A 12,216-nucleotide genomic window follows, 5' to 3' on the forward strand; every position below is an offset into this window, starting at 1 on the left:
TGACACCGCGCCGGGGAGCGGGCGCCGGGCGGCTCCCGCTGGACGGCAGCCCCGGATGGAACGGAGGCGGCCGCTGGGCCTAGTGTCGCGGTGCAGTCGTGCGCCGCTGAACGTGCGGGCACGAGGTCCGCGCGCGCAGAGGAGCATGCGAGATGGCCGACGACTTCGTACCCGGCCTCGAGGGCGTCATCGCCTTCGAGACCACGATCGCGGAGCCCGACAAGGACGGCGGGTCGCTCCGCTACCGCGGGGTCGACATCGAGGACCTGGTCGGCAAGATCACCTTCGGCAACGTGTGGGCGCTGCTGGTCGACGGCAAGTTCGGCCCCGGCCTGCCCCCGGCCGAGCCGTTCCCCATCCCGGTGCACAGCGGCGACGTCCGCGTCGACGTCCAGGCCGCGCTGGCGATGCTCGCCCCGTTCTGGGGCTACCGCCCGCTGCTGGACATCAGCGACGAGGAGGCCCGCGACCAGCTCGCCCGCGCCGCGGTCATGGCGCTGTCCTACGTCGCCCAGTCCGCCCGCGGCATCGGCATCCCGGCCGTGCCGCAGAGCCGCATCGACGAGGCCTCCACCATCGTGGAGCGGTTCATGGTCCGCTGGCGCGGCGAGCCCGACCCCCGCCACGTCGCCGCCGTCGACGCCTACTGGACGTCGGCCGCCGAGCACGGCATGAACGCCTCCACCTTCACCGCCCGCGTCATCGCCTCCACCGGCGCCGACGTCGCCGCCGCGATGTCCGGCGCGATCGGCGCGATGTCGGGCCCGCTGCACGGCGGCGCCCCCTCCCGGGTCCTGCACATGCTCGACGGCGTCGAGCAGGCCGGCGACGCGGAGAAGTACGTCAAGGACCTGCTCGACCGCAAGGAGCGCCTGATGGGCTTCGGGCACCGGGTCTACCGGGCCGAGGACCCCCGCGCCCGCACGCTGCGCAAGGCCGCGAAGCAGCTCGGCGCCCCGCGCTTCGAGGCCGCGCTGGCGCTGGAGAACGCCGCGCTCAAGGAGCTGCGCGAGCGGCGCCCGGACCGGCCGATCGAGACCAACGTGGAGTTCTGGGCGGCGATCGTCCTCGACTTCGCCGAGGTCCCGAGCCACATGTTCACGTCGATGTTCACCTGTGCCCGCACCGCCGGCTGGTGCGCGCACATCCTGGAGCAGAAGCAGACCGGCCGCCTCGTGCGCCCGTCGGCCCGCTACGTCGGGCCCGCCGCGCGCAAGCCCGAGGAGGTCGAGGGCTTCGACACCATCACGGTCAAGGCCGTCGACGAGGTCTCCCCGGCGTAGTCCCGGCCCGCCCGACCACCCGTCGAGGAGCACCCCCGGCATGAGCACCACCATCCCCGCCGACCTGCTGCCCGCCGACGGGCGGTTCGGCTGCGGCCCGTCGAAGGTCCGCCCGGAGGCGCTGCGGGCGCTGGCGTCCGAGGGCGCGGCGCTCATGGGCACCTCGCACCGCCAGGCCCCGGTCAAGGGCCTGGTCCGGCAGGTCCGCGAGGGGCTGGCCCAGCTGTTCGACCTGCCCGAGGGCTACGAGGTCGTGCTGGGCAACGGGGGTTCCACGGCGTTCTGGGACGCCGCCGCGCTCGGGCTGGTGCGGCGGCGCAGCGCCCACGGCACCTACGGCGAGTTCTCCGCGAAGTTCGCCTCCGCGGTCGCCGAGGCGCCGTTCCTCGAGGAGCCGGTCGTCACGCGGGGCGAGCCGGGCACGCTGGCGCTGCCGACGGCGCAGCCCGGCGTCGACGCCTACGCGTGGGCGCACAACGAGACCTCGACCGGGGTCATGGCGCCGGTGGTCCGCCCGCACGGCGCCGACGACGACGCGCTCGTGCTGATCGACGCCACCAGCGGCGCCGGGGGCCTCCCGGTCGACGTCGCCGAGGCCGACGCCTACTACTTCGCGCCGCAGAAGTCCTTCGCCTCCGACGGCGGGCTCTGGATCGCGCTGATGAGCCCGGCGGCGCTGGAGCGGGTGGCGGAGGTCAAGGCGTCGGGGCGGTGGATCCCCGGGTTCCTGGACCTGTCGATCGCCGTCGACAACTCCACCAAGGACCAGACCTACAACACCCCCGCCGTCGCGACGCTGTTCCTGCTCGCCGACCAGGTCCGCTGGATGCTCGGCCTCGGTGGGCTCTCCGGCGCGGTCGCGCGCAGCCGGGAGTCCTCGAGCCGGCTCTACGGGTGGGCGGAGAAGACCTCCTACACGACGCCGTTCGTCGCCGACCCGGAGCAGCGCAGCCTCGTCGTCGGCACGGTCGACTTCGACCCGTCCGTCGACGCCGCGCAGGTCGCGAAGGTGCTGCGGGCCAACGGCGTGGTCGACGTCGAGCCCTACCGCAAGCTCGGCCGCAACCAGCTGCGGGTCGGCATGTTCCCCGCCGTCGACCCCGACGACGTCAGCGCGCTGACCGCCTGCATCGACTTCGTCGTCGAGCGCCTGTAGGAGGACGCCCGTTCCAGCACGTCGCCGGGGTCAGCGGGCCTGCTCGCCGTCGGCCGGCTGGACGGCGGTGCTCGGGAAGTCCCGCAGGTCGCCGGTCGGACGGCGGTCCCAGCTGCGGAAGGTCAGGTCCGTCTGCAGGTAGAGCGCGACCAGCTCGGCGGTGCTGCGGATGCCCTCGAGGTGGGTGCGCTCGTTGCCGTGGCTGCCGTCGATGCCGAACCCGATGAGCGCGGCGCGGGTGTTGGCGCCGGCCTCCAGCGCCGAGGCGGCGTCGGAGCGGTAGTACTTGTAGACGTCGCGGCGGTGCGGCACCTCGTGCACCCGGCACAGGTCGATCAGGTGCCGGGTCAGGTGGTAGTCGAACGGCCCGGTCGAGTCCTGCATCGCGATGTTGACGCACTGCTCGGACGACGCCTGCCCGGGCGCGACCACCGAGGTGTCGATGGAGACGAGCTCGGCGACGTCGGCGTCCAGGCCGTGGCTGGCCCCCAGGCCCACCTCCTCGGCGATGGTGACCAGCAGGTGGGCGGTCACCGGCACCTGGATGCCGGAGTCGATGATCGCCTTGAACGCGCCCAGCGCGGCGGCGATGCCGGCCTTGTCGTCGAGGTGGCGGCTGTTGACGAACCCGCTGGGGGTGATCACCGGCTGCGGGTCGATGGCCACGAAGTCGCCGACCTGGATGCCCAGGCGCTCGAGGTCGGCGCGGCTGTGCACCACCTCGTCGACGCGGACCTCGACGTGGTCCCAGCCCACGCCCTGCTCGTCGACCTCGTCGCCGAAGCGGTGCCCGCTGGCCTTGTTGGGCAGGATCGTCCCGGTGTGCCGGTAGTCGCCGGACACGTCGTCGGAGAAGATGATCACCCGGGCGCCCTCGGCGAAGCGGGCGCTGTGCGTGCCCACCGGCACGATCGCCAGCCGGCCGTTGTCCTTGAGCCCGCTGACCATGCAGCCGATCGTGTCGGCGTGCACCACCACGGTCCGGTCGGCGCCGGGTGAGGCGCTGGGCAGCTCGGCCAGCAGCGCGCCGCGGCGGGTGACCTCGAAGTCCATGCCCAGGCTCCGCAGCTCGCCGCCGATGAGCTGCATCACGTGGTCGGTGCGCCCCGAGGGGCTCGGGATGTCGAGCATCTGCAGCAGCACGCGCTGGACGTAGTCCATGTCGATGGGCAGGCGCTTCTGTCCCGCGTCGACCGGGCTCGGCAGGAAGCGGGGGTTGAGCTCGCCGTCGTCTCGGACGAGGCCGGTGTCGTCCCGGGGACCGGTCAGCATGGGGGTCGAGTCTAAGACGGATGGCGCAGGCGCCCGCGCGGCCCGCCACGCCGGAGGACATCCGGCACGGACCCGGCTGCCGCGGATAGCCTCGCGCGTGGTCCCCTGTCACCCAGGGGATCCCGTCGTCCCGCCGTCCGTCCGAGGAGGTCCCGTGCGCTCGCTGCGTCTCGTGGGCCTGTCCGACGACGGCCGCAGCCTGGTCCTCGCCCTCGACGGCGGGGACGGTGACGAGGGCGAGCGCTTCGAGCTGCCGATCGACGACCGGGTGCGCGCCGCGGCCCGCGGGGACACCCGCCGGCTGGGCCAGATGGAGTCCGACGGCGGCCTGTCGCCGCGGGTCATCCAGGCCCGCATCCGCGCCGGCGAGACCCCGGAGCAGGTCGCGTCCGCCTCGGGCACCCGGGTGGAGCGGATCATGCGCTTCGCGCACACGGTGCTGCAGGAGCGCGCCCGCATGGCCGAGCAGGCCCGCCAGGCCCGGGTCCGGCTGTCGGAGGGCACCTCCGGCGAGCCGCTGCAGCAGTTCATGGCCGAGCGGCTGCGGCTGCTCGGCGCCGACCTCGACGCCGTCCGCTGGGACGCCGCCCGCTCCGAGGACGGCACCTGGGTGGTCACCGCCGCCTGGCGCGCCGGGACCAAGGAGGGCACCACGCAGTGGGCCTACGACCTCGCCGGCCGCGCGGTCAGCCCCTTCGACGCCCCCACCCGCGACTTCGCGGAGGGCACCCGGCTGGTCCGCGTCGTCCCCGGGGTGCCCGCCGAGCGGCCGGCGCTGCCCGTGCACCGCAGCGCCGCCGTCCCCGAGCGCCCCGTCCCCGAGCGCCCCGCCCCCGAGCGCCCCGCTCCCGAGCGGCCGGCGTCCGAGCGGCCCGTCCCGCCGGCCGACGAGCCGCGCACCGGCCCGGGTGAGCGGCGCACCGACCCCGCCGAGGACGAGGACGTCTCCGAGCACGACACCGTCGTGCTGCGCACCGGCGAGTCCGACGGCGAGGACGAGGACCCGCGCGCCCGCGTGCCCGCCTGGGAGGACATCGTCTTCGGGGTCCGCCGCAACCGCTGAGCAGTACGCTCGCCACTCCGGACCGACGTGTCCGTCCGGGGGGCCGCGGGTACGTCGTCCACAACCGAACGAGTGCGGGAGTGGAGCGCAACATGTCGATGTCCGTGTCGATGCCCCTGGGCGGAGTCCAGGTCGGGTCGTACGACAGCTACCAGGCGGCGCAGGCCGCGGTGGACCACCTCTCCGACGAGAGGTTCCCGGTCGAGAACGTGACGATCATCGGGTCGGACCTGCGGATGGTCGAGCGGGTCACCGGGCGGCTCACCTGGGGCCGCGCGATCGGCGCGGGTGCCGCGGGCGGCGCCTGGTGGGGTCTGTTCGTCGGCCTGCTGCTGGGCATCTTCGCCCCCGACGGCACCAGCTGGATCAGCTCGGTGCTGACCGGCCTGCTGATCGGTCTGCTGTTCGGCGCGCTGTTCGGCGCCATGGGCTACGCGGCCACCCGCGGTCAGCGCGACTTCACCAGCGTCTCGCAGGTCACCGCGAGCCGGTACGACGTCATGTGCGACCCCTCCCGCGCCGAGGAGGCCCGCGCCATCCTGGCCCGCTGGTCCCTGCGCAACTAGCGGAGCGTCGCGAACGCGACGGCGGCCGCGGCGGCGACGCCGAGGGAGTCGACGCCGGCGCGCATGGGGATCCGGGCGCGCACCCGGGCGGCGGCCTGCGCCTCCCGGGTGAGCCCGGGCCCCTCCGCGCCGAGCAGCACCGCGGTGCGCGGGTGGGCCCGCGGGTCCACCTCGGCCAGGTCCACCGCGTCGGCGGCGGGCGTGAGCGCGACGGTGAGGTAGCCGGCGGCGTGCAGCCGCTCGAGCCCGGCCGGCCAGTCGGTCAGGACGGCGAACGGCAGCGCCAGCACGTGCCCCATCGAGACCCGCACCGCGCGGCGGTAGAGCGGGTCGGCGCAGCGGGGGTCCAGCAGCAGCCCGTCGACGCCGAGGGCCACGGCCGAGCGGGCGATCGAGCCGAGGTTCTCGGCGTCGTTGAGCGCCTCGAGCACCGCCAGCCGCCTCGGCGCCGCCGGGTCGGGCCCGGCCAGCAGCGCGCCGACGTCGGCCGGCGGGCGGCGGTCGGCCGAGGCCAGGACGCCGCGGGTCAGCCGGAAGCCGATCAGCTCCGACAGCGCCCACTTGTCCATCTCGTAGGCGGGCACGCCCTCGGGCAGGTCCAGCTCGGCCAGCCGCCCGGGCACACCGAGCACCGCCCGCACCCGGTACGGCGAGGCGAGGAGCCGCTGCACGGCCGGGACGCCCTCGACGATCACCGGGCCGGTCCCCCGCACCCGCCCGGCGGGACGGTCGCCGGCGTGCAGGTCGCGGAAGTCGGCCACCCGCTCGTCGGCGACGTCGGTGATCTGCACGCTCACGCCCCGATCCTCCCCGAGCGGTCCGCGCCCCCTGCCCGCAGGATCCAGGGGTGACCGACAGGACCGTCGTCGTCGGAGCCGGGATCGCCGGCGTCGCCTGTGCCCGCGCGCTCGCGGACGCGGGCGTGCCGGTGCTGGTCCGCGACCGCGGCCGCCGCCCCGGGGGCCGCATGGCGTCCCGGACGCTGGCCGGCCGGGTCACCGACCTCGGCGCCTCCTACCTGACCGCCGAGCCCGGCTCGTCGTTCGCCGCCGTGGTCGAGGACTGGGTGGCCCGGGGGCTGGCCCGGCCGTGGACCGACACGTTCGCCGTCGCCGGGCCGGACGGCATCCGCGACAGCAGCAGCGGTCCGGTCCGCTACGCCGCGCCCGGCGGGCTGCGCTCGCTGGTCGCCGATCTCGCCGCCGGCCTCGACGTCGTCCAGGAGTCCTCGGTGGAGCGGGTGGAGCCCGGCGCCCGGGTCGACGGCGGGGAGGCGCCCGCCGCCGTCCTGGCGCTGCCCGACCCGCAGGCCCGCCGCCTCCTGCCGCCGGACCTGGCCGCCCGCCTGCTCGGCGACGAGGGCGCGCGGCCCTGGCAGCCGACCCTGGCCGTGGCGCTGGGCTGGCACGAGCGCCACTGGCCGGCCGACCTGCACGGCGCCTTCGTGCACGACGACCCGGTGGTCGAGTGGGTCGCCGACGACGGCGACCGGCGCGGCGACGGCGCCCCCGTGCTGGTGGCGCACACGACACCCGGCACCGCCGTCGCACACCTCGACGACCCCGGCCGGGCGGCGCCGGAGGTCACCGCCGCGGTGTGCCGCGCGCTGGGCATCGACCGCCCGCCGGCCTGGACGCACGTGCACCGCTGGACCTTCGCCAAGCCGGCGGCGCCGCGGGAGGCGCCGTTCGGCCTGGTCGACGGCGTCGGCGTCTGCGGCGACGGGTGGCGGGCGCCGTCGAAGGTGGGGAGCGCCTGGACGAGCGGGCACCTGCTCGGCGCCGCACTGGGCGGGCGCTGAGCGCCCGCGGGCCTGGCCCCTCCCCCGGGCCCGGCCGGCGCCGCGGCCCGCCGCCGCTGACCCCTCCCCGCGCACCGGGCCGTTGACGCCGCCCACGGAACTCATCTAGCGTTGAGTTCATCAGGCGTTGAGTTCTCGCCACTCGGGAGGCCGACATGACCGACGCCGTCACCGTCACCGACCTCGTCGTCCACCGCGGGCGCCGCCGGGTGCTGCACGACCTGTCGTGCGCGGTCCCCGCCGGGCGGGTCACCGGCCTGCTGGGACCCAGCGGCAGCGGGAAGACGACGCTCATGCGCGCGCTGGTCGGCGTGCAGAAGGTGCGCTCGGGCACGGTGACCGTGCTCGGCGAGCCCGCCGGCTCCCCCGGCCTGCGCCGCCGGGTCGGGTACGTCACCCAGGCGCCGAGCGTCTACGCCGACCTCACCGTGCGGGAGAACGCCCGCCACTTCGCCGCCCTGTACGGCCGGGGCGCCCGGGCCGCCGACGACGCGCTGGCCGCCGTCGGGCTGGCCGACGCCGCCGGGCAGCTGGTCGGCGACCTCTCCGGCGGCCAGCGCGGCCGGGCGTCCCTGGCCTGCGCGCTGGTGGGCGAGCCGGAGCTGCTGGTCCTCGACGAGCCGACCGTCGGCCTGGACCCGGTGCTGCGCGTGGAGCTGTGGGACCGGTTCCACGCCCTCGCCGCGGCCGGCACCACCCTCGTCGTCTCCAGCCACGTCATGGACGAGGCCGGGCGCTGCGACCGGCTGCTGCTGCTCCGGGAGGGCCGGCTGCTGGCCGACTCCACGCCCGCGCGGCTGCGCGCCGACTCCGGCACCGACGACCTCGAGGAGTCCTTCCTCCGCCTCGTGCGGGCCCAGCAGCGGGAGGTGGCGGCGTGAGCGCCCCGACCGCCGTCCTGAGCCCCCGGCTCACCGGCGCGATCACCGCCCGGGTGCTGCGGCAGCTCCGGCACGACCACCGCACCATCGCGATGATGGTGCTGCTGCCCAGCCTGCTGCTTGGACTGCTGTACCTGCTCTGGCGGGACGTGCCGACGCTGCCCGGTCAGCCGAGCGTCTTCGACCGGGTCGGGCTGACCATGCTCGGCGTCTTCCCGTTCGTGGTGATGTTCCTGGTCACCAGCATCGCGATGCTGCGGGAGCGGACCTCGGGCACCCTCGAGCGGCTGCTCACCACGCCGCTGTCCCGGCTGGACCTGCTGCTCGGCTACGGCGTCGCGTTCGGCCTGGCCGCCGCGGTGCAGGCGCTGGTCACGGTCACGGTGGCCACCACGCTCTACGACCTCGACATCGCCGGGTCGCCGTGGCTGGTGGTGCTCATCGCCGTCGCCAACGCCGTCCTCGGCGTGGCGCTCGGCCTGCTGGCCAGCGCGTTCGCCCGCAGCGAGTTCCAGGCGGTGCAGTTCATGCCGGTCGTCGTGCTGCCGCAGTTCTTCCTCTGCGGGCTGCTCGTCCCCCGCGAGCAGATGGCCGGCTGGCTGCAGGCGATCAGCGACGTGCTGCCGCTGACCTACGCGGTGGAGGCCCTGCAGGAGGTCGGGCGGTCGGCCGCCGAGACGGGGACGATGTGGCGGGACGTCGGCATCGTGGCCGGCGCGGCCGTGCTCGCCCTCGCCCTGGCGGCGGCGACCCTGCGGAGGAGGACCAGCTGACGGCAGCACGGCGCTCCGGACGGCGCCCCGGCAACCCCGACACCCGGCAGGCGGTGCTGGCCGCGGCCCGCACCGCCTTCGCCGAGCGCGGCTTCGACGCGACGTCGATCCGCGCGGTCGCCACGGCCGCCGGCGTGGACCCCGCCCTGGTGCACCACTACTTCGGCACCAAGGACAAGCTCTTCCTCGCCGCGATCGAGGCACCGGCCGACCCCGAGGCATTCCTCCCCGAGGTGCTCGCGGCCGGGCCCGAGCACCTCGGGGAGAACGTCGTCCGCATGCTGCTGCGGGTGTGGGACGGCCCCATGCGCCCGGCCGGCCTGGCGCTGGTCCGCTCCGCGGTCGGCAACGAGTGGACCGCGCGGCTGCTGCGCGAGTTCCTCGTCTCGCAGGTGCTGCGGCGGGTGCTCGGGACCCTCGACCTGCCGGCCGCCGAGGGCGAGGCCCGCGGCGCGCTGGTGGCCTCCCAGCTGGTCGGCGTGGTGATGACCCGCTACGTGCTCCGCGTCGAGCCGCTGGCCTCCGCGCCGGCCGAGGAGCTGGTCGCGGCCGTCGGGCCCACCCTGCAGCGCTACCTCACCGGGGACGTCGCCCTGCCCGGCCGGCGGGACTAGCGCGCGACGCGGGCCAGCTGCCGGGCCTGGGCGACCAGCCGGCCGGTGGAGTCCCAGATCCGGCACTCCTCGTCCGACCAGCCGCCGGTGACCTCGGTGGACCGGGACTCGACGACGCACCAGCCCGGTGCCGGGAGCGCGCGCACCAGCACCTGCAGCTGCACGGTGGGCGCCCAGCCGGGCTTCCCGACGGCGAACGCGGTGGGCGGCAGCGCGTCGGCGAACAGCAGCAGCGCCAGCGGGTCGGGCTCGCGGCCGTCGGCCAGCCGGATCCAGGCGCGCAGCAGCCGGCGGTCCGAGGGCCGGCCGGCCACCCAGCCCGCGGTCGCCGGGTCCAGCCGGGTGTCCAGCTGCCGGGCCAGGCCCACGGCCGGGCCGCCCTCGGTGGTGCGGGTGGCCACGCACTCGTCGGGCGCCGGGAGTTCGGGTGCCGGGTTGACCGTGTAGTCGGCGACGGCGTCGGCGCCGAGGGCCGCCGTCGTCACCTGGACGGCGAGGGAGGGCCCGGCCGCCCCGGCGAGCAGCACCGAGGAGTGCGCGAGCGTGCGCCCGGCGGGCCCGGCGGTGACCGCGAGGTCCGCCGGCCCGCCCGGGGTGGCGCGCAGGTAGCTCGCCGACAGCGCCACCGGGTGCGGGTGCGGGCTGTCCAGCAGCGCCGCCCGCGCCACGACCGCGAGCAGGTAGCCGCCGTTGAGGACGCCGCTGCCGACGTCCCAGCCCGGGTCCAGCTCGGCCCGGACGCCCCCGCCCTCGGTGCGGGTGACGGCGGTGGCCCGGTCGAAGGCGGACTGCGCGGTGTCGGTCTGCGGCACGGCGGACAGGGTGCCAGGGTGGTCCCCCGTGGACTACACGCACCTCGGGCGCAGCGGTCTGTCGGTCTCGCGGCTGTGCCTCGGCACGATGAACTTCGGCTGGAAGACCGAGGAGGCCGACGCCCACGCGATCATGGACCGGGCGCACGACGAGGGCGTCAACTTCTTCGACACCGCCAACGTCTACGGCTTCGACGCCGGCAAGGGCCGCACCGAGGAGGTGCTGGGCACCTGGTTCGCGCAGGGCGGCGGCCGCCGGGAGCGCACGGTCCTCGCCACCAAGGTCTACGGCTCGATGAGCGAGTGGCCCAACGACACGTTCCTGTCCGCGCGCAACCTGGTGCGTTCGGCCGACGAGTCGCTGCGCCGGATGCAGACCGACTGGATCGACCTCTACCAGTTCCACCACGTCGACCTCGAGACGCCGTGGGACGAGATCTGGCAGGCCTGCGAGACGCTCGTCGCCCAGGGCAAGGTGCTCTACGTCGGGTCGTCCAACCACGCGGCCTGGCAGCTGGTCGCGGCCAACGAGGCCGCCGCCCGGCGGCACTTCCTCGGGCTGGTGAGCGAGCAGTCGCACTACAACCTGCTCACCCGGCACGTGGAGCTCGAGGTGCTCCCGGCGGCGCGGCACCACGGCATCGGCGTCATCCCGTGGAGCCCGCTCGCCGGCGGCCTGCTCGCCGGCGCGCTCGGGCAGCCGGAGGGCACCCGCCGCACGGAGGACCGCCAGCAGCGGCGCATCGAGCGGCACCGCCCGGCCCTGCAGGCCTACGAGGACGCCTGCGGCGAGTGGGGGCTCGCCCCGGCCGACGTCGCGCTGGCCTGGCTGCTGCACCGGGACGGCGTCACCGCGCCGATCGTCGGCCCGCGCACGATGGAGCAGTTCACCGGGTCGCTGGGCGCGCTCGACGTGCGGCTGGAGCAGGCCCAGCTCGACCGCCTGGACGAGGTCTTCCCCGGCTTCAGGCCCGCTCCGGTGGAGTACGCGTGGTGACCGTCGTGGTGGTGACCGTCGCGAAGGTGCCGAGCGTCTCGTGCCGGCCGGCGGTGCTGCGCACCAGGGCCACCTCCGTCAGGGTCCACTCCGGCCCGCGGTAGCCGGCCAGCCGGGCGGGCAGGTCGCCGTCGGCGGGGCGGCGGGGGTGCCAGCGGCCGAGGGTGAGGTGCGGGCGGAACGGCCGGTCCTCGACCGGCAGGCCCAGCCCGCGGGCGGCGCGGGCCAGCCGCCCGGCCAGGGCGGTGACGACGGCGACGTCGCCGTCCAGGCCCGCCCAGAACACCTGCGGCCGCCGGGCGGACCCGAACCGGCCGGCGCCGGCCAGCCGCAGCACCGCCGGCGGCGTGCCGGCGACCGCGGACCCCACGGCGGCGGTGAGCGGCTCCAGGAGCGCCGGCGGGACGGCGCCGAGGAACAGCAGCGTGAGGTGCCAGCGGGCGGGGTCTCCCCAGCGGGGCGCGCCGGGGGCCTCGCGCAGCGGCGCGACGGCCGCCGCGAGGGAGTCGCGGGCCGGCGCCGGCGGTGCCACCGCGACGAACAGCCGCAGCGGCGCCGGCGCGCTCAGCGCACCACCAGGCCGGCCCTGGCCAGCGCGGTCTCCACCCGCAGCCGCTCGGCGTCGCGCGCGGTGCCCGGCGGCGTGCCGAGCAGCGTGGTCGGGATCTCGAGGAGTTCCGCCGCCTCGGCGAGGAGGTCGTCGTAGGCGGCGAGGATCCCGCGGCGCCGGGCCATGGGCACCCCGGCGGGGACCTGGGCGACCTGGCGGGACAGCCGGCGCAGGTCGGTGGCGACGACCTCGAGCGGCCGGTGCGGCGGCTCCACCGGCGCCGGGCTCCGGCGCCGCAGCGGCGCCGGCACCTGCGCCGACCCGAAGACCACCCTGGCGAGCCAGCCGATGAGCGCGACCGACCCGACCACGCCCGCGACGATCGATCCGAGTTGCAGCAGCGCAGCGGGCATGTCGCCTCCACGGACGACGCGGGTCGTGACGTGTG

Annotated in this window: 14 protein-coding genes; 9 read left to right on the top strand and 5 right to left on the bottom strand. The window is 76.1% G+C overall.

Translation table 11 applies throughout. From position 1 onward, the window contains the following. Window positions 1-152: 152 nt before the first annotated feature. Together ACI8AB_RS02490 and serC are read left to right on the top strand one after the other, a co-directional pair. Window positions 153-1,283, top strand: a complete 1,131-nt coding sequence (locus ACI8AB_RS02490; RefSeq protein WP_456948821.1) for a citrate synthase 2 — start codon at window positions 153-155, stop codon at window positions 1,281-1,283. Window positions 1,284-1,323: 40 nt separating this feature from the next. Beyond that, window positions 1,324-2,439, top strand: a complete 1,116-nt coding sequence (gene serC / locus ACI8AB_RS02495) for a phosphoserine transaminase (RefSeq protein WP_456901682.1) — start codon at window positions 1,324-1,326, stop codon at window positions 2,437-2,439. Between the two features lie 30 nt (window positions 2,440-2,469). On the opposite strand, the gene ACI8AB_RS02500 is transcribed toward serC, so the two are convergent. After that, window positions 2,470-3,711, bottom strand: a complete 1,242-nt coding sequence (locus ACI8AB_RS02500; RefSeq protein ID WP_387987994.1) for an osmoprotectant NAGGN system M42 family peptidase — start codon at window positions 3,709-3,711, stop codon at window positions 2,470-2,472. 154 nt (window positions 3,712-3,865) lie between these two features. Here ACI8AB_RS02500 and sepH point away from each other — a divergent pair, with 154 nt between their 5' ends. Next, entirely contained in the window at window positions 3,866-4,774 is a 909-nt protein-coding gene (gene sepH / locus ACI8AB_RS02505) for a septation protein SepH (protein ID WP_456948822.1), read from the top strand. A gap of 92 nt (window positions 4,775-4,866) precedes the next feature. Beyond that, window positions 4,867-5,340 (top strand): general stress protein, encoded by a 474-nt coding sequence (locus tag ACI8AB_RS02510; protein ID WP_387987996.1) that lies wholly within the window; start codon window positions 4,867-4,869, stop codon window positions 5,338-5,340. On the opposite strand, the gene ACI8AB_RS02515 is transcribed toward ACI8AB_RS02510, so the two are convergent. Beyond that, window positions 5,337-6,137, bottom strand: coding sequence for a TrmH family RNA methyltransferase (locus ACI8AB_RS02515; RefSeq protein ID WP_456948823.1), 801 nt, complete (start codon window positions 6,135-6,137; stop codon window positions 5,337-5,339). The genes ACI8AB_RS02510 and ACI8AB_RS02515 overlap by 4 nt on opposite strands. A 50-nt stretch (window positions 6,138-6,187) precedes the next feature. On the opposite strand from ACI8AB_RS02515, the gene ACI8AB_RS02520 reads away from it, so the two are divergent. The 4 genes from ACI8AB_RS02520 (at window position 6,188) to ACI8AB_RS02535 (ending at window position 9,409) form a co-directional block, all read left to right on the top strand. Next, the gene (locus ACI8AB_RS02520) at window positions 6,188-7,141 is read left to right on the top strand and encodes an NAD(P)/FAD-dependent oxidoreductase (protein ID WP_456948824.1); all 954 of its coding nucleotides are present in this window, start codon (window positions 6,188-6,190) and stop codon (window positions 7,139-7,141) included. Window positions 7,142-7,296: 155 nt separating this feature from the next. Beyond that, the gene (locus ACI8AB_RS02525; RefSeq protein WP_456948825.1) at window positions 7,297-8,022 is read left to right on the top strand and encodes an ABC transporter ATP-binding protein; all 726 of its coding nucleotides are present in this window, start codon (window positions 7,297-7,299) and stop codon (window positions 8,020-8,022) included. Further along, complete coding sequence (locus ACI8AB_RS02530; protein WP_456948826.1) at window positions 8,019-8,795, top strand: ABC transporter permease; 777 nt, start codon at window positions 8,019-8,021, stop codon at window positions 8,793-8,795. Before ACI8AB_RS02525 ends, ACI8AB_RS02530 begins: the two co-directional genes overlap by 4 nt. Before the next feature lie 53 nt (window positions 8,796-8,848). Beyond that, on the top strand, window positions 8,849-9,409 hold the full coding sequence (locus ACI8AB_RS02535) for a TetR/AcrR family transcriptional regulator (protein ID WP_387988001.1): 561 nt from the start codon (window positions 8,849-8,851) through the stop codon (window positions 9,407-9,409). Here the strand turns inward: ACI8AB_RS02535 and ACI8AB_RS02540 are convergent. After that, window positions 9,406-10,221 carry a thioesterase family protein gene (locus tag ACI8AB_RS02540; protein WP_456948827.1) on the bottom strand — a complete coding sequence of 272 codons (816 nt, stop codon included), beginning with the start codon at window positions 10,219-10,221 and terminating at the stop codon, window positions 9,406-9,408. The genes ACI8AB_RS02535 and ACI8AB_RS02540 overlap by 4 nt on opposite strands. Before the next feature lie 28 nt (window positions 10,222-10,249). On the opposite strand from ACI8AB_RS02540, the gene ACI8AB_RS02545 reads away from it, so the two are divergent. Further along, complete coding sequence (locus ACI8AB_RS02545; protein WP_456948828.1) at window positions 10,250-11,218, top strand: aldo/keto reductase; 969 nt, start codon at window positions 10,250-10,252, stop codon at window positions 11,216-11,218. Here the strand turns inward: ACI8AB_RS02545 and thpR are convergent. Together thpR and ACI8AB_RS02555 are read right to left on the bottom strand one after the other, a co-directional pair. Then, a complete protein-coding gene (thpR, locus tag ACI8AB_RS02550) occupies window positions 11,187-11,786 on the bottom strand; it encodes an RNA 2',3'-cyclic phosphodiesterase (protein ID WP_456948936.1) in 600 nt (199 codons plus the stop codon). The genes ACI8AB_RS02545 and thpR overlap by 32 nt on opposite strands. Continuing rightward, entirely contained in the window at window positions 11,783-12,181 is a 399-nt protein-coding gene (locus ACI8AB_RS02555) for a hypothetical protein (RefSeq protein ID WP_456901686.1), read from the bottom strand. The genes thpR and ACI8AB_RS02555 overlap by 4 nt, the downstream gene beginning before the upstream one ends. Window positions 12,182-12,216 lie beyond the last annotated feature (35 nt).

The organism is Geodermatophilus sp. SYSU D00698 (genome assembly GCF_054050335.1).